We start from the raw sequence: 17,463 nt of genomic DNA, 5'->3' as shown, positions 1-17,463 counted from the left end.
TGGCTGTAAATTAACACAAATTTATAAATCGTGTCAATTGACTTATTCTTTACCAGATAGTAATCTACCGATAAGATATCGGGCATTGCACATTACAGAAAAACGGAGGACTAAATGGAAATATCATTTGGGGATTTTGTAAATTATTTAGTTCTTTTACTGCAGAAAAACAATATTGATTTGATGCTTCACAAACAAGAAGCGTGGCATCACCTGTTTTATCGATTAAAAAGATCACAGAAAGTTCCGGGAAAACCAGATTTCTTAGAAACACTTTGGTTTGACTGGGATGGCCCATATCCAAAATCGCCAGAACTTTCGCAGTGTCTTAGCGTATTGTGCTGGATTGGAGTAGTGCAGACAAATAGCCCTAAATATGACAGATATTGCTTGCCAAAAGATACGGAAAAGCTATGGCTGGAACAATTTGAGAAATTAGACAAAGTAATTAAGCAATATCTCCATTCTGTTATTGAAGCTGCTAAAGAAGAATTTCCGAAAGTTTTCAGCCAAGCATAAACTGTTTGGCATTTTTTATAAATAGGTTTTAACGAGTATAATTACTATATAAATATGGAAAGCCGGACGGAACTAATGAAAAAAATAAAAGATAGTGTTGTTGATGCTAAGAATTCGCCGCTTTACGAATACCGGATTAAAAATAAATATTTCCCGGTTATCGGCGAAGGCAGTCATAATGCAAAAATAATGTTTATCGGCGAGGCACCGGGAAAAAATGAAGCGGAAACCGGCCGGCCTTTTTGCGGTGCGTCGGGAAGAGTTTTAGACGAGCTTTTAGCTTCAATTGGCATTGATAGAAAAGAAGTTTATATAACCAACATCGTCAAGGATAGGCCGCCAATGAACCGCGACCCTTTGCCAAACGAGATAGAATTTTACGCGCCGTTTTTAGACCGGCAAATTGAAATAATAAAACCGGAAGTAATCGCCACGCTTGGCCGCTTTTCCATGGCCTATATAATGAAAAGATTCGGACTGGAATCCGAATTAAAATCTATCAGCCAAATCCACGGAAAAATATTTACTGTTTCGGCGCTATGGGAAAACGAAGCAAGGCGAAGCCCCGCACCGTCACGCGATAGCGGGTCTGGTGCGTGGGTTAAAATAATCCCCCTTTACCACCCCGCAGTCGCCGTTTACGGCACCAACAAAGAAATCCTCAAAAAAGATTTTCAGGTCTTAATAAAAATTTCATTCTAATTTAATTTCAGGGCTTTATAGAGGTCTTTATCCACCTTTCTTTCAAAACAAACGTAACCAGAGTCATGCTCCCAATTAGAACTGACGGAAGGCATATAATAATCCGGCACCGGATAAGTTGGGCGTTTAATATACGAAGTTTCACTTTTTAAAGTAGGTAAATTGAAATTGGCACAAAGTTTAAATTCCAATTCGCCTTTGACTTCATAACCGTAACTTGAACCAGTCTCCGGATCGTTCGGCGGATTAAAACCGCTGATAGAGTCTTTAATATCTTCCAGCTTAACCGGAAGCTTTTCTTTGCTTTGCCAATAATATATTATCTGCCCCTGAATAAGCTGCAAATCAGAAACCTTTCTATCGTCAAACTTTCTCATTCTCTCTTCTTTTGGAAAACCAACGACAAAGAAACCGGCGACGACCGCCACGGCAACTATCGCAATAATTGTATATATAAAGTATTTCATATTTATTTTATTCAACTTTGTATTTTTTCAAGTCCCAAAAATAATAGAAAAAAACCGCGCCGGAAACAAAGAAAACTGCCAGTACTTTAAGCAGAAATCGCACCGTCAGCTCGCCGCCCAATAAATTGTAGATCAGAGTTACCAAATCGCCGATAATTATTAAAGAAGCGGCAAAAATAGTGAAATATATGAGCCATTTCCTGATGCGCAAGTTTCTTTTTTCCGGTTCCATCAGATAATTTTTATTCAAAAACCAGGAAGTCAGAATGTAAACCGGAAAAATGACCGCAAGAGAAGCTATTGACCAGCGAATGGCGCTGCGCGCCGAACTAAGATAGTAATAATCAGAACTGATCGGATCCGGAAAATATATGTTAACGTATTGGAATATGAGCACCAAAAAAGCCGTAGCACTGCCATAAAGGGTTAAAATTGCCAAAAGATGAAGGAAAACGTCTTTCGGACTGACCTTTTTAACTTTAATGTTACCGTTCATAAATTATTCTCCTTTATTCTTAGTTATTAATATTTCTAATTAGAATTATAGCACAAAATATTTAAAAAATCATTGGTAGTGTGTTTTGAAAGAATCCATTTAACATCTTCGACAGCTTTACCCATGTTCATCATGCCCATACCTACAGGATAGTAGGATGCATACGCCGTATAATTACCATCTTTTGTTTTAAGCTCAAAAGACCTTCTCCTTGATTCCGAGACCTTTATCGGTCTTTTTAGTAAAGCAGAACTGACTTGATTTCCAAAAGTGATTACCACTTTGGGCTTGATGAAATCTATTTCTTCTTCCATCAGGGGAGCACATGCCGTAAATATAGAATTTGAAAGAGGTCTAGCGTCTGGTTGAGTGGATCGAGCAAGGTTTGTTAAAAACACTTTCTTGTTGGCGAGCTTCGTATATAAATCTCTCGCAAATGTATCATCCCAATCTTGAGGTCTTTTGTTTTGTGTAGCCGCAAATGTTTGTTCATCCAAAAGATCTAGTTTTAGATGTTCGATTTGGATATCCATACAAGAACGCAGGTTAGTTTACTAATAACTACAATCCTTGAAGGTCGTTATCGATTGCGTTAAGTTCTGCATCAAGTCCTAAAAGATTTGTTTCGTTGAGGTCGGCCTCAATGGCTCCGAGCTCGTCGGAAGTTCGCACGGTTTGCAATTTTTTCGCGGCCGCGTCTTCTCCGGACGGCATAACGAGTCCTTCGGCTTGAAGCGCCTGCTTTTCCTCCGGGGTGAGTTCAATCGGAGTCAAATCCTGCTCAATCGTAACGAATTCTTTTTGATACGATGGGCCGCGATTCAAGAAAAATAATACTCCTCCCGCGATAACAACGAGAACAATGATTGCAATGATAAGTTTGTTTTTGCCTGTAGTCATGATTATATGCTGGTATTTGATCTGCAGCTATTATAATCATCAGCTTGCGTATATATCTCAATAATTATGGCGCGGAGGTTTTCTATATCTGCTTTAAGCTCTTCTGCTATGGCGCGGGCTTCTTTTGCGATTCCTCCCGCGTTTTCACCGAGAAGCAATGATTCGTATTTTGCTTTAAGTTCTTCTATCTTTGCCTCGTTTTCGACCTGCATATTTTTTGCCTTAAGGGTGGCTATCTCAATGCCACCATTATCATCCGACGTGTGGAATATACTCTTTACCTCGCAATCTTCACCTTCAACTTCAAATTCAATTCTCATTTTTTCAATCCGCGATTCCAACCGGCCTAAAATATGGTCAAACCGGGCCGTTGCCGAGCGAAAACGATTGAGCATGCGCAGTCCTCTGCCGTGAGCGAGGGCAATGCGGCGCACCGGAGTTCCATCGCCTTTAAACAGTGTTCTTACATTTTCTCGGAAATTATCACGAAGCACTTTCGCGTTTTCGCTAGTGTCCAGTTCTTTTAGCGATGTGGGCGGTCTATGAAGTTCTTCAAGTTTGGCAATGACTTCCTGAACGCCTTTTTCATTGACTCCGATCGCGATTAGAAATGATTTGAGTTCAGCTTCGTAAACACCCTTGCCTTCAAGCGCGTCTGTTACTTTGTTGATGTCCGCGCCGCCAACGCCATAACGCAAAAGAATATTGCCAATCTCCATCCTTATTAGCCCCGCTGATTTATTTGACAATGAAGAATTATAATTTTTGCCGGAAACCCGCCCTCCGGGAATCTGCTCAATGGTTATATCAAGCCCGCCAACCGGGTCACCGGCAAAGGCGGGAACGACAAAACTCGCCGCAAGTCCGGCAGTAAACACCAGCCCCGCAATCAATATTGCAATTTTTTTAGGCACAAACCTCATTACTTTTAATATATCAATTGCTTCAACAAGAGTCCAGAGTTAGGGATATATTGAATTGAGTATAGCTCGAACGAATTTTGGTTTTCGCGATAGAGAAAAAGTAATTACTGATAAAAATAAAACAGCTGAGAACATCTGCTGTATTATTTTATTTCGCATCGAGCGTCCTGGTCTCACTAACGTCATCAGTGAGTCGGTTCTCGATAGCGAAAATCGTCTGCGGAGGGGGTGGGATTCGAACCCACGTGTCCCTTGCGGGACGCCGCATTTCAAGTGCGGTGGAATAAACCGCTATCCGACCCCTCCTTATTTTTAAAAACTTATTTAGATATAAAATCTTTTTCGGATATATGAGCTTGCCGCAAAATTGATCGAAAAGTGCCGACAGGAATTTCCTTTCTGCCGGCTGGAACAATAACGGTGAGAGTTGATTTGCCAATTTTACGAAACTTTGTATGACTGCCTTTTTGTGAGATATAAACAAAGTTCTTATGCTGAAGAACTTTTATGATGTGATCGGAAGAATATAATTTAGGCATGGATGAGCGAAAGCTCGACCACCTCCGGTCTTTCCACCTTGGTAATGCGCGGAGTTTTAATATCTTCAAAATAAAGTTCAAGCGCCTCGTCTAAATTTTTTAGAGCCTCTTTTCTAGTCTTGCCAAAACTGGAAATATCAACGTTAAGACATTGGGCCACATAATGTTTTCCTTCTTTCCAGACGATATTTTTTAAATTTAATTTAGTCATATTATAAATAATATTATCAAAGCAAATGAAGCTAGTCAATAAGTTCGCATCAAAAAAAAGACCCGTATTCGGGTCCTCAAATTGTTATATTTAATTTATTACAGATGCAATTCGTAAATCGGGGAAACAGCGGTAGGAAGATCGGATAAACTTTCAATAATCGGAGGAAGTTCGGAAGGAATCGTACCCCAGTGTTCCATAAATGCTTTTGCTTTATCATAGTCGCCCGCTATCTGCAATCTCAAAAATTCGGTGCTTAAGAGTTTCATAGCTTCAAGCGTGCGTTCTGGATCAATGTCAAAAACTTTATTTACCGAGTCGTAACGCATCGTATTGTGATAGCGTAACCAGTTGTATTCTATGAGGCTGCCGCGCGAATGTGCTTCGGTAAATCCATGTACCCATCCTTGCATATATGCCACTACTTCCGTTACTACGGCGCCAAACAATGTTTGATCATCTAAATGACCGCGTTCACGGAAATAATCCAGTAATCGGATGCCCAACATATCCGCCTTTGCTTCCTCAAGGCAGGAATGTAAATCCCGCAATGCGGTTTCAAACGGAATTTCTCGATCTCCGACTTTCACCTTGCTCGGACCAAGGCCGTGAGCCAGTTCATGTCCGAGGACAAATAACAATCGGTTGTCAAATTTGAAATGCTCAAAATCTTTGCTTGATAATATTCTTTCGGCAATCGGCAACGCTAGCGTGTCAAACTTCGCCTGCATCATGGTTCGCGAGAACACCTTCTTAGAACCCTTTAAGTCATGGACCCTGCGATCGTTTGGCAAATTATAAGCAACAAACATATATCCAAAAGCAGCTTCGCCTCCGCGTATAACATCTGAAACAACTTCGAGCGGAATAGCAGAACCCTTTGGGCTGAAATTAAACTCTTTGCTTAACATTGCGTCGAAATCGGGAACAAGCGGAGTGAATTTCTTTAACGCAGCAGTAGCTTCCTTATCTGGTATGGCGACAAATGCCTCAAAAGAAGCTTTCAAGCCAAGTAAACCGTCAAAATATACCTCGTATGGCCCAATGGTTACTTCAAACGGATTTCCGTCGGTATCCACCCAAGCCATATCGCTATCAAAATAGTCGTTTGATTTAAAAGCTTTAGCACGCATTCGTAAGAACGAACCAAGGTCGCTATTTGTTGGCAACCATTCCGCCGCCACTCGCAACTCTTCTGCCATTAAATTTAAGTAGATGGTGTATTCTTCTGAATAGGGCGCCGCAATCAATCCAACTTGAGTCATTGAAGGCATAGAATAAACTGGGGCTCGACGAATTACAGTATAGTTGCTCTCAAATTGTTCACGATCTCCGGGATGCGCACTAATCCAGGCGTCCCATTCCTCTTTCGTAAAACCGATCGGATAAAAAGAACCAAACTTGGGCCTCTCTCCAACTCCCGAAACAAAAGGCTTACTATGATCGTATTCGTCCCACGGAGAACCTTGGAGATTGAAATACCGGAGCAAGTCAATGCCTTCCTCGTCACTGCGCGCTTGAAGCGCCCTATACATTTCAAGATTCCCATGAGCCACTTGCTCTAAGTAAATATCGGTTGTAACCCGAGCCGCTTGTACGCAATGTGAAAGCGCCTGCAGTTCAGTATACTTTAGGCCGGATAGATCGGGAGTTACCTTAAAAAACCTAATCTTAGCCAGACGTTCCCGGATTGTCATTTTTCCCCATTTTTTGTAAAGAACTATTATCTAACTTTCTAAGAGGTTACCACTTTCAAACCAGCGAGTCAAAAAAATAAATTGTGTGGCATGGCAGACAGAAATATAGTATCCTAAAAATATATGGCAATTAACCGAGAATCGATAAAAGAGCCTTTTTGGTCTATGGATGAGAGCGAGATTTTTAGCGCGCTAAAAACCAATCTTTCCGGTTTGAGTAGTGAAGAAGTCGCGGCGCGCTTAAAAATATTCGGTCCGAATGTTATAAAAGAACGCCGCCGGCTGTCAAAAATAGAAATTGCCTTACGCCAATTTCGAAGTTTGTTGGTTGCAATCTTGCTTTTAGCCGGCATCGTTACCGTTTTTCTTGGCGAATGGATAGAGACGGGCGTGATTCTTGCCGCCGTTATGGTGAACGTAATTTTTGGCTTTTGGCAAGAAAATAAATCTGAAACTATCCTGGAACTTCTTAAAACGTATATCCGCGTTCGCGCTCGCGTGCGCCGCGGCGGCCAGGAGCGCGGGATTGATGCTTCCGAGCTAGTGCCGGGCGATATTATTCGCGTTACGCAGGGCGATCGCATTCCTGTCGACGCGCGTCTTTTATTTGTAAATAACCTGGAAATAGACGAATCAATTCTTACGGGAGAATCTTTGCCGGTGGAAAAAAACGTTTCTCCACTGCCTCCGGCGATGGTGCTCGGTGAAAGAAAATCAATGATATTCAGCGGCACCTTGGTAATGTCTGGTTTCGCCGATGCCGTAGTCACCGCTACGGGAAGTGAAACCGAATTTGGCAAGATCGCCGGATTAGTCGCGGAAAAAGACCGAAAATCAACTCCCCTTCAACGCTCTGTTGTATATTTTTCGGCATATGTCGGAGTCGCGCTTTTAATTTTCACGTTGTTGCTTTTCGGCCTCGGTCTTTATTTCGGTAAAGGTATCCACGACATGTTTATAATTTCCGTTGCCGTGGCGGTTTCGGCAATACCGGAAGGATTGCCGATAGCGCTTACCGTAATTATGGCTATTGGGGTACAACGCCTTGCGGCTCGCAATGGAATTGTAAAAAAGCTTTTAGCTGTTGAGACGCTTGGGTCAACAAGTATTATTCTTACTGATAAAACAGGTACGCTCACCCAAGCCAAAATGGAGCTTACCGGAATAATGCCTTATAAAAATAATGATAACGATACGGAAGATAAAAAAGACCTTCTTAGTTATGCGTTGGTTAATACCGACGTGGTTATAGAAAATCCCCAAGATGTTTCCGAAAAATGGATAATGTCGGGCCGGGCGCTTGAGGTTTCCTTAGTTAAGGGCGCCGCTTTAAACGGCGTGTTACTGACTAAAGTTTTAGAACAAACAAAAATTTTAGACCGCTTGCCGTTTGACTCAAAGCATAAATTTTCCGCGGCGGTTTTTAAAACTGATTCTGTGACTCATCTTGCTCTTTTCGGAGCTCCGGAAATTATTTTACGCCTTACTGTTCTCACGCAAAAAGAACAGGAAAAGATGATTACAGAAATTGAAAAAAGAGCTTTTGCCGGGGAACGCGTGTTGGGAGTAGCGTCTCGGCTCGTCAGCGAAGGTCATGAGAATGTTTTACGCCAAAAAAATTTTAATGGCCTCAACTTTGACGGCTTAATAACTTTTCGCGATCCGTTACGTCCTCACGTATCTCAAGCCGTTAACGAAATTGCCGCGGCGGGCGTTAAAACCATTATTGTAACCGGAGACCATCGCGGAACGGCTGAAGCAGTCGCGCGAGAGCTTGGTTTGGTTGACGGTAAAGGAGCGGTGCTTACGGGCGACGACCTTATGCATCTTACCAAAGAAGAGCTTGAGGCGCGTTCTCGCGAAGCGACTTTATACGCTCGCGTAACTCCGGAACAAAAAGTAATGATTGCCAAACTCTACCAAGAAAGAGGAGAGGTAGTCGCCGTAACCGGCGATGGCATAAACGACGCGCCGGCGCTTCACACGGCCGACATTGGCGTTGCCGTCGGTTCGGGCACCGATGTGGCTAAAAGCGCGGCCGATCTTATTATTTTAGACGATAATTTTGAAACGATTGTAGCCGCCATCAAAGAAGGAAGAAGAATTTTACGCAATATCCGAAAGGTTATCATTTACCTTCTTTCAAATTCTTTTGATGAGTTATTCTTAATTGGGGGCGCAATAATTTTGGGAATAGCCTTGCCGATTAATGCCTTACAAATTCTTTTTGTTAATCTTTTTTCCGATAGTTTTCCCGCTATCGCGTTTGCTTTTGAAGACAGCGTTGATGACCCAGGAAATCGTCCTCATAAATTACATAAAAATTTATTTGACAGAGAAATGAAATTTTTCATTTTGATTATCGGAGTTTTAAGCAGCGCCTTCCTTTTTATTTTGTATCTTGTTTTGCTGAAAATAGGATTCGCCGAAGAATTAACGCGGACTTTTATTTTTGCTTCTTTCGCGAGCTACGCGCTTCTTTTGGCTTTTTCGCTTCGCAGTTTGGGAAAAAGTATTTTGAGTTATAATCCTCTTTCTAATAGGCCGCTAACAATCGGCGTTAGTATTGGCCTTCTCTCAATTATCGCGGCAATATATATTCCATGGCTCCAGCAAATTTTCAACACAAGTCCGCTTCCGCCCGTTTGGTTATTGGGAGTTGCCGGCGTAGGACTTCTCAATATTTCAGCGGTTGAATTCGGCAAATGGCTTTTTCGCAAAAAAATTATTAAGTTTATTTAAATGAACAACATCTGGTACATTATTTTAATTTTCGCGGCTTTTGGAGGGTTTCTTCTTGCTTTTTATATTCGCCACAAAAAGGGTTCGCACGAAAAAATGACTTGTCCGCTTAATTCCGACTGCGACGCGGTAATCTACAGCGAGTATTCTCGTTTTTTTGGAATTCCCGTTGAAATTTTAGGCCTTTTGTACTACGGGTTGGTAATGACGAGTTATGTGTTGTTTTTGGTGATTCCGGCGCTTGCTTTGCCGCTTATAGTATTTGGCATTCTTGCGCTCACCACCGCGGCTTTTTTATTTACGCTCTACCTTACTTTTATCCAGGCATTCGCGCTCAAGCAATGGTGCACCTGGTGCCTTATGTCCGCCGGGCTCTGCGCTATTATTTTTGCGATCGCGCTTTCGGTTTCCAAATTTTCGTTTATTGTTCTTCTTGGCCGCTATCACGAACTCATTGTCGTTGGGCATATCTTGGGGGTTGCGCTTGGACTTGGCGGCGCTACGATTACCGATATCTTCTTTTTTAAATTCTTAAAGGATTTTCGAATATCCGAGTGGGAAGCCGATGTGATGCGCACACTCTCACAGGTAATATGGTTTGCGCTCGCGCTTCTAATTCTTACCGGCCTTGGGCTTTATTTGCCGGAAGCCCAAGAATTAAATCAATCGGCCAAGTTTTTAGTGAAGATGATTGCGATCGCCGTTATTATTGTGAATGGGGCGTTCTTAAATCTTCTGATTGCTCCAAAATTGGTTAAAATTTCCTTTGGAGAAAAACACGAACACCAGCCCGGCGAACTTCATCATGAGCGAAAAATTGCTTTTGCGCTTGGAGCGATTTCTATAGTTTCTTGGTATTCCGCTTTTATCTTGGGAGTGCTTCGCAAATTGCCGATTGAATTTTCGTCTCTGCTTTTAATATATCTTATTATTCTTAGCGTAGCGATTGTCGTAAGCCAGCTTATGGAACGATTTTTTGTAAAGCGGGCAAATTTAAGTTGAAGTAAAGAAACTCATTTAACATGGCTTTTACCATTTTTCTCTTTTTCATCGGATTTTATATCCTCATTAAAGGGGCAAACTTTTTAGTGAACGGCGCTTCATCTATCGCGAAATTTTTCAGTGTTCCAAGTTTTGTTATTGGACTTGTTATAGTCGGCATCGGGACTTCAATTCCCGAGTTCGCGATTACCTTAGTTGATCATATTACCGGCGCGGGCAATATCGGTCTTGGAACCATTATTGGAAGCAATACGTTTAATATCCTTTTTATTCTTGGCATCACCGCGCTTGCCTTTACACTCCCTTTCAAACAGGAATGGGTCAAGCGCGACCTTAGGTGGAACATGACCGCGATTGCGACAGCGGCTTTTTTTGCGTTTTTTCTCGGTAAAGGCGAGATTTCGCGATTTGAAGGAGGCGCTCTAATCGGCCTTTTTCTTTGGTGGCTTTTTGTAATAATTAAAAAAACGAATCATGCTGCCGAAGATGAAAAACCGGCCAGAATTGTTGCGTTTCCGTTGGCGCTAGGTCTCATACTCGCAGGTATCGCGGGAACGGTTTTGGGCGGAAAGTGGGTTATTGATGGCGCAATGGTAATGGCGCAGGCGTTCGGTGTCGGCGAATCGCTCATCGGACTCACTATTATCGGAATCGGCACCTCGCTACCGGAACTTGCAGTTACCTTTACTGCGGCGTATCGCGGCCGCCCGGGTATTGCCATAGGCAACATCATAGGTTCAAACATTTTTGATTTTCTTATGATTCTTGGCGTAGCAGCAATAATACGCCCTGTTTTTATATCTCCAGGATTCTCAATAGATATCGCCATGACATTTTTGGCCTCCATATTGCTTTACAGTTTTATGTTTATCGGCAAGTTATATGTGTTAAAAAGATGGCAGGGACTTACTTTGTTTTTTCTTTATGCAATTTATATTCTCTACCTCTACATTACTGCGGCTTGACCAAGGTTGCATTATCGTTTATGCTTTTATGGACGGCAATAGTCGCAAGTCGTCACGCCAATTTTAAAAATATAATCAGCAAAAAACCATGGCTTATAAATGCCCCAAATGTGGTCATACTTCAGACCAGCCAGGGAACTGTCCTACATGTAATGTTGAAATGACTGAAGAAAAAGAGGAAGCTACCGCCTAACCTTATGATCACAGATAATTAAAAATCTCTTGTTTTTAAACAAGAGATTTTTAATTATATAATTTTATGTTGTTCAATACGTAGTGAGGCAATAGAAATCGGCGTTTAACCGATTGATGGGCCGCTTTCCCCAATTTTTCCCGCGATTTTTCGTTTTTCATCAATCGGACTATGGCCTCGGCCGCTTCTTCTGACGAATTTACCAAAATTCCATTTTTTCCGTCTTTAATTTGAACCAGTGCTCCGGTAGTTTTACCGGCAACAACCGCCCTGCCCTTCCACATGGCTTCGGTCATTGTGAGGCCAAAACCTTCACGAATGCTTTTTTGAATCACCAGATCGCTTGCTGTGTAAAGTGCGTTTATTAAAGTGTCATTTGAAATGCCCAGAAGCTTTTTGGGATTAGAAAACAAGAAAATATCACGATCGCCCCTATCATTTTTCTTAACTATTTTAAAAATTTCTTTTGCTTCCGGATCATCTTGGGCGAAAAAAAATCCTGCCATTGCCAACTGAATATCCGGTATTTTGTTTTTTGCCAAGTAATACGCTTTGATCACACCAAGCGGGTCTTTCCAAGGGTCAAATCTGGAGACTTGGGTAATTAATGGCTTGGTGTGGTTTATGCCGAATTCGTTTATAATAAGTCGCGCAGTTTCCGAGTTCATTGACCGGTTTTTAACTGATAGTGGGTCAATAGCGGGCATTATTACAGCGATTTTGGATAGTTTTAGCCATGGCATCGCCAAACGGTATATCTTATTGCTTAAAACAATCTTATCGTATGAAACTATAAATTGCTTTAAAAATTCCAATATCGCGGGGTTAGGTGTTGAGAGATCTATATGTAACCGTAGAATTTTATGGATTTGTTTTGGGATAAAATTTACCAGAGGCAGCGGCTGGGGGTCGTGAATTACTATTGAAGTCGGCTTATATTTTTCTATAAAATACGCCAGTGATTTTTGGAGCTCCCGATTTACCGAAATATACAAAGATTTTTCTTTTTCTGTTAGCGTATCGGATTTGCCCTGAATAAAATTATGAATTTTTTTAGTTATTCGGAAAAATTTAATCGGCGCCTTTATTGTAAGCCAATGCGACTTTATGCCCAGCATTCTTTCAAAAGGAATCTGGGATCGCAACATTTCGGCTACGCCCCCTCCAAAAGGCGTGGCGTTGATATGTAACACTTTTTTATTTTTGCTTTTTTTTGCCGCGCTAATTAATTTAGCGCGCAGTTTAGAATCGAACTGTTCATAATCTTTTGTATTTATCCGATTAAAATTTCGAAATTCTAAAAGTGTCGGCATATAATACTATTATATATCATATGCTTCATAATACCAAACAAAAAGACCCGCACGGGTCTAAAATTATCCTGATTGACATTTTTATATTTTGAAATCTAAAATACCACTTTTTTATGATATATCATAAAATATGATAATTTTTAATAAATTTTATTTAAATCTCCATTAAGTTCTGAAAGTATCAGTCTCTTGAACCGATGCTCAACACTGCGGAGGGTACAGGATTCGAACCTGTGATACCTTGCGGTAAACCTGCTTTCCAAGCAGGCGCACTAGACCACTATGCGAACCCTCCATTCCTTATTTAATCTTTTCCAAAAGTTTATTTTTAAGCACTACCGCGTTGTTGTAATTTAATCCTTCTATATATCCTTCCGCCAATCCAGGGTTATTTTTATCGCCGACCCCGGAAGTAAAAATCAATAAACTTGAAAGCCCAAAAAATCTTTCGGCCGAACCGACTCTAATGTCAATGCTTTCTACATTCTTATATGGAATAAACGTCTCTTCTTTTTTATAAACACCTTTTACAATTTTAAGGGCCAACTCCTCCGGTTCATAACTTATAGACCAATATTTATAAAAAGCATTGCTGACGGCTGAAAGAATCAAGAATACTAAACCAACAGAAAAGCCCAAAAAAAGCCATTTATCAAAAATCACTCCGATTTTATAGATTTTATCTAAATCCTGTCCCAATAGAAATTTATTCTCTAACGGAGATTGGGGCGATAGATATAAAAAGGCGGCGCCGGAAATAAACCAAAAAACCAAAATCGCTAAAGCAATCGGTTTTGCTAAAAACTCGGCAAACCACATCCAGACTGCTTTTTTAGAAACTCTCTGCATAAAATTTCAAGCTATACTTTTAAATTCCTTAATGCCCTTAACCTATCCTCTACCGGCGGGTGGCTCATAAACAATTTGTGAAGCCATAATGTTTTTTTGCCGGGTTTATCAAACGGATCTTCAAACCAAAGATGGGCAGTGGTATTTGAAGCTTTCCGTAAAGGCGATGGGTCTTTAGAAATTTTTAGAAGCGCATTCGCTAGTCCTTCGGGGTATCGCGTTAAAAGAGCGCCCGAAGCGTCCGCTAAAAACTCGCGTTTTCGGGAAATTGCAAGATGCATCAAAGTCGCGGCAATTGGCGCTAAGACCGCAGCTGCGGCCCCGGCAATCATAATAATTGCTTGCGCCTGCCCGCTGCCTCTATCGTCACGGCCTCTTCCGCCCCAAAACATTGAACGTAAAAACATATCGGAAAGAATGGAAATAAAACCGACTAAAACTACGACCGCCGTAGACAAAAGCATATCGTAATTTCCGATATGCGAAAGCTCGTGGGCCAATACACCCTCAAGCTCGCTCCTATCCAGCCGCTCCAATAATCCTTCGGTTACGGCCACGACTGCGTGCTTCGGATTCCTTCCGGTCGCAAAAGCATTTGGCTGTCTTTCGGGAATGATGTAGATTTTGGGAACCGGCAAGCCCGCGGTAATAGACAAGTTTTCAACAATGTTGTAAAGCTCGCGCGCGTTCTCTCTTGTAACCGGCTTGGCACCGGCCATTTTAAGAACAATTTTATCAGACCACCAATAAGCCGCGATATTCATCAAGATGCTGAAAATGACCGCGACATAAAGAATGCCGGGATTACCGTAAATTTGGGCAAACCCCCATCCAATTCCAATAACGACAACTAAAAATAGTGTTACCAGCAACCAGGTCTTTCTGATATTGGAGTCTCTATGATTATAAATAGTCGCCATTTAAAATTTTACATTGACCGGTTGTCGTTCCGATTCATTTTCGATGCCAAAAAACTCTTCTTTTTTGAAGTTGAACGCCTTCGCAATTAAATTTGTCGGTAAAACTTCAATTTTAGTGTTGTAATCCATTACGTTACCGTTATAGAATCGGCGCGCCGCTTGGATTTTATTTTCTGTATCAGCCAGTTCACGCTGTAAATCCAAAAAATTAGCGTTGGCTTTAAGATCGGGATAATTTTCCGAAACCGCGAAAAGAGTTTTCAAAGTGCCCGATAAAATATTTTCGGCGCCAAGTTTTTCTTCTTTCGTACCTGCCCCCATGGCTCTTGTTCGCGCCTCGGTTACTTTTTCAAAAACCCCGCTCTCATGAGCCATATAACCTTTTACCGTCTCAACTAAATTCGGGATTAAATCATATCGTCTTTTTAATTGGACCTCTATATCCGACCATGCCTCGCGAACCCGGTTTCTCATCATAATCAGAGAGTTATACAAAGTAATCAGCCAAATAATAAATACAGCGACAATCAGCCAGATATTTATCTGCCAATTAATCGCATTAAGTAGGCCGCTTAAAATAAGCGCTATGATAACAAAACCCCAAATAATATTCCAAAACATAAGTGTATTGTTTAACTCCGACGCTTCGATCGGAGTTCCGACTTTACGTCGGAATTATTAATTTATCCTTTGATGCATTTTATCATAAAAAGACTTAATTTACAACAATCATGTTAAACCAGTTAATTTTTTAAAAAAATTTTAATTGATTTAACAAATACCACTTTTTATGATATATCATAAAAAGTGGTATTTTAGATTTCAAAATATAAAAATGTCAATAGCAAGTTTAAGACTGGATCGGGTCGGTGAGTTTTAACGAAAACATTTTTGAAACGCCGTCATCGCCCATTGTAATGCCATAAAGTACTTCGGCTGCTTCCATCGTGGCGCGATTATGGGTTATCAAAATAAATTGGGTTTTTTGCGCCAAGTCCTTAAGAACTTTAGCGAACCGTACGGCATTATTTTCATCTAACGCCGCGTCAACTTCATCTAAAATTAAAAACGGCGGTTTGCTCGCGGCAACAATAGCAAAAAGCAGGGCGATGGAGACAAGCGCCCTCTCCCCTCCCGAAAGGAGATTTAAATCGCGAATTCTTTTTTGCGGAACATTAACATTTATAAAAACACCCGTTTCAGCGCCTTCTAAATTATCAGCGGTTAGGCGCGCCGACCCGCCTCCAAACATCAGTCGAAAATAATGATTAAATTCTTCGTTGATTTTGGCAAGGCCGACTTTAAAATCATTACTAATCCTGCCGCTTAAATCTTTAATCAATGATTTTAAGGAATCAACGGCAATATTTAAATCGCCGACTTCGGTTGTTAAAAATTCGTGGCGCGCATTCGTTTCTTCGTATTCTCTTATTGTTTCCCCGTCAACATTTCCGATGTCGGCTATTTCCCGCCTCAATTTAACGATTTTATTTTCCAATTCTGTTGGAAGCTCGGTTTCCAACATAACAGGTTCGATTGTAGCAAAATTGACGGTAAATTTTTCGTAATTTTTTCCCGAACCCCACATTTCCGATTTGATATCCGCTTCCCTAAGTTTGATTTTTTCTTCTTCAAGATCAAATTTCCTCATCGCCTCTTCTGTTTCAATATACTCTCGACGCGCCAGTTCAAGATCTTTCTGAAAATCAAGATAAGTCCTCCTGAAGTTGTTTTCGCCTTGGCGGATTTTTGAAATTGACGTCTTTACTTGTTCCATTTCGCTTTCAAGGCGGGATAATTTAAGTTTTAACTCCTCTTTTTCCTTTTCATAAGGACTAGCGTTTTTTTCTGCAAAATCCGGCAAATCTGCCATTGCTAAAATTTGGTTTATTTCGTTCTTTTCAAAATAATTGCTTAATGTTTGAAGTTCATCGGCAAGATTTTTAACGGTTTCTTTTACAGCCGCAAGATCGGCAAGGCTTGTAACGGCATTGAGCCTTTTCGCCCAATATTTAATCTTAATTGCCAAAACTGCTTCTAGCGTCTTTGTATTTTTTTGGCTATCTCGTTTGTGTGATTCAATAAACCCCTCCACCTTGCCAAATTCACGCATAATGTTCTGACGATCAATGTTTAAACGGTTTAATTCAGACTCAAAATGCTTTGTTTTGTCTCCAATACCAGAAATCTGCGCCATTTGCGCTTCAAACAATTTTTCTTTTTCTTCAAAATTTTTCCGGGCTAAAATGATTTTTTGCGCCAACTCTCCCTTTGCTTTTTCGTTTTCTCCTCTTTCACTAAAAATTTGAGAAACTTTCGCCAAAAAATAGCGGTCTTCTAAGCCATTCAATTCGTTAAAAAGCGATTCGCGTTTTTCAAACTTTTCAACCTGACGCTTTAGCGACTTTAAGTGAGGCGAAATTTCATTTATCAAGTTGGCGGTCTGCTCAAGATTCAAATGCGTTTCGCCTAGTTTTGTTTCTGCTTCCAATTTTTTAAGCTGAAACTCTCTTAACCCGAGCGCTTCTTCCAAAATACTGCAGCGTTCCTGCGAGTTGGCTTTCAAAACTTCGTCCGCCGAACCTTGATTAACTATAGAATGGCCGCGCAGTCCGAGTTTTGAACGCGCCAAAAGCTCGGCAATATCTTTGAGGCGAACCTGACTGTCATTCAGATAATACTCGCTTAAACCATCCCGATATACTTTGCGGCCGATTGTTATCTCGTCAAAATCAATCGGGAAAAAGCCATCGCTATTGTCAAAACATAAATTAACACTCGCCTTGCCTTGCGAAGATTTTTTTTCCGACCCGGCCCAAATCAAGTCGGCGCCGGATTTTGAACGCAAATTTTTAAAACTTTGTTCACCCAAAACCCATCTCATCGCGTCAACAATATTGGACTTACCCGACCCATTTGGCCCGACAATAGCGCTGATGTTAAACGGAAACTCCAGAGCAGTTTTATGAGCGAACGATTTAAACCCAGAAATTTCTATTTTTTTGAGCTTCATTTAATTCAACAA

The 17,463-nt window shown here is 41.0% G+C and carries 18 protein-coding genes and 2 tRNA genes; 5 read left to right on the top strand and 15 right to left on the bottom strand.

Features of this window, described 5'->3' with window-relative positions:
• The first annotated feature begins 114 nt into the window (after nt 1-114).
• Entirely contained in the window at nt 115-519 is a 405-nt protein-coding gene (locus tag HYW79_01660; GenBank protein MBI2635230.1) for a hypothetical protein, read from the top strand.
• 54 nt (nt 520-573) lie between these two features.
• The gene (locus HYW79_01655; GenBank protein ID MBI2635229.1) at nt 574-1,221 is read left to right on the top strand and encodes a uracil-DNA glycosylase; all 648 of its coding nucleotides are present in this window, start codon (nt 574-576) and stop codon (nt 1,219-1,221) included.
• On the opposite strand, the gene HYW79_01650 is transcribed toward HYW79_01655, so the two are convergent.
• The 9 genes from HYW79_01650 to HYW79_01610 form a co-directional block, all read right to left on the bottom strand.
• Complete coding sequence (locus tag HYW79_01650; protein MBI2635228.1) at nt 1,218-1,688, bottom strand: hypothetical protein; 471 nt, start codon at nt 1,686-1,688, stop codon at nt 1,218-1,220. The genes HYW79_01655 and HYW79_01650 overlap by 4 nt on opposite strands.
• 7 nt (nt 1,689-1,695) lie before the next feature.
• On the bottom strand, nt 1,696-2,184 hold the full coding sequence (locus HYW79_01645) for a hypothetical protein (GenBank protein ID MBI2635227.1): 489 nt from the start codon (nt 2,182-2,184) through the stop codon (nt 1,696-1,698).
• A gap of 35 nt (nt 2,185-2,219) precedes the next feature.
• On the bottom strand, nt 2,220-2,717 hold the full coding sequence (locus HYW79_01640; protein MBI2635226.1) for a hypothetical protein: 498 nt from the start codon (nt 2,715-2,717) through the stop codon (nt 2,220-2,222).
• 28 nt (nt 2,718-2,745) lie between these two features.
• Nucleotides 2,746-3,084 (bottom strand): hypothetical protein, encoded by a 339-nt coding sequence (locus HYW79_01635; GenBank protein MBI2635225.1) that lies wholly within the window; start codon nt 3,082-3,084, stop codon nt 2,746-2,748.
• 2 nt (nt 3,085-3,086) lie between these two features.
• Nucleotides 3,087-3,998, bottom strand: coding sequence for a hypothetical protein (locus HYW79_01630; GenBank protein MBI2635224.1), 912 nt, complete (start codon nt 3,996-3,998; stop codon nt 3,087-3,089).
• Nucleotides 3,999-4,227: 229 nt separating this feature from the next.
• A tRNA-Ser gene (locus tag HYW79_01625) sits at nt 4,228-4,313 on the bottom strand.
• Between the two features lie 14 nt (nt 4,314-4,327).
• Nucleotides 4,328-4,546: a type II toxin-antitoxin system HicA family toxin gene (locus HYW79_01620; protein MBI2635223.1), complete on the bottom strand. Its 219-nt coding sequence runs from the start codon at nt 4,544-4,546 to the stop codon at nt 4,328-4,330.
• On the bottom strand, nt 4,539-4,757 hold the full coding sequence (locus tag HYW79_01615; protein MBI2635222.1) for a type II toxin-antitoxin system HicB family antitoxin: 219 nt from the start codon (nt 4,755-4,757) through the stop codon (nt 4,539-4,541). Before HYW79_01615 ends, HYW79_01620 begins: the two co-directional genes overlap by 8 nt.
• 98 nt (nt 4,758-4,855) lie before the next feature.
• A complete protein-coding gene (locus HYW79_01610; GenBank protein MBI2635221.1) occupies nt 4,856-6,454 on the bottom strand; it encodes a hypothetical protein in 1,599 nt (532 codons plus the stop codon).
• 123 nt (nt 6,455-6,577) lie between these two features.
• On the opposite strand from HYW79_01610, the gene HYW79_01605 reads away from it, so the two are divergent.
• From HYW79_01605 to HYW79_01595, 3 genes are read left to right on the top strand one after another with little or no spacing between them, the layout of a single operon-like run.
• On the top strand, nt 6,578-9,196 hold the full coding sequence (locus HYW79_01605; GenBank protein MBI2635220.1) for an HAD-IC family P-type ATPase: 2,619 nt from the start codon (nt 6,578-6,580) through the stop codon (nt 9,194-9,196).
• Nucleotides 9,197-10,198 (top strand): hypothetical protein, encoded by a 1,002-nt coding sequence (locus HYW79_01600; protein ID MBI2635219.1) that lies wholly within the window; start codon nt 9,197-9,199, stop codon nt 10,196-10,198.
• A gap of 20 nt (nt 10,199-10,218) precedes the next feature.
• Nucleotides 10,219-11,163 carry a calcium/sodium antiporter gene (locus HYW79_01595; protein MBI2635218.1) on the top strand — a complete coding sequence of 315 codons (945 nt, stop codon included), beginning with the start codon at nt 10,219-10,221 and terminating at the stop codon, nt 11,161-11,163.
• A 243-nt stretch (nt 11,164-11,406) separates the two neighbouring features.
• On the opposite strand, the gene HYW79_01590 is transcribed toward HYW79_01595, so the two are convergent.
• From HYW79_01590 to HYW79_01565, 6 genes are all read right to left on the bottom strand, one after another.
• On the bottom strand, nt 11,407-12,669 hold the full coding sequence (locus HYW79_01590; protein ID MBI2635217.1) for a glycosyltransferase: 1,263 nt from the start codon (nt 12,667-12,669) through the stop codon (nt 11,407-11,409).
• A gap of 210 nt (nt 12,670-12,879) precedes the next feature.
• Nucleotides 12,880-12,964, bottom strand: a tRNA-Ser gene (locus HYW79_01585).
• 5 nt (nt 12,965-12,969) lie between these two features.
• On the bottom strand, nt 12,970-13,518 hold the full coding sequence (locus HYW79_01580) for a PH domain-containing protein (protein MBI2635216.1): 549 nt from the start codon (nt 13,516-13,518) through the stop codon (nt 12,970-12,972).
• Between the two features lie 11 nt (nt 13,519-13,529).
• Nucleotides 13,530-14,438: a M48 family metallopeptidase gene (locus HYW79_01575; protein MBI2635215.1), complete on the bottom strand. Its 909-nt coding sequence runs from the start codon at nt 14,436-14,438 to the stop codon at nt 13,530-13,532.
• Nucleotides 14,439-15,059: a LemA family protein gene (locus HYW79_01570; protein MBI2635214.1), complete on the bottom strand. Its 621-nt coding sequence runs from the start codon at nt 15,057-15,059 to the stop codon at nt 14,439-14,441. It abuts the gene before it with no gap.
• Nucleotides 15,060-15,288: 229 nt separating this feature from the next.
• Nucleotides 15,289-17,451 carry an AAA family ATPase gene (locus HYW79_01565; GenBank protein MBI2635213.1) on the bottom strand — a complete coding sequence of 721 codons (2,163 nt, stop codon included), beginning with the start codon at nt 17,449-17,451 and terminating at the stop codon, nt 15,289-15,291.
• Between the last annotated feature and the right edge of the window lie 12 nt (nt 17,452-17,463).

Source organism: Parcubacteria group bacterium, from assembly GCA_016186325.1.
Lineage (GTDB): Bacteria > Patescibacteriota > Minisyncoccia > UBA10092 > UBA10092 > JACPHB01.
The sequence above is the reverse complement of the archived record's forward strand: the minus strand, read 5'-3'. Positions and strand labels throughout refer to the sequence as shown.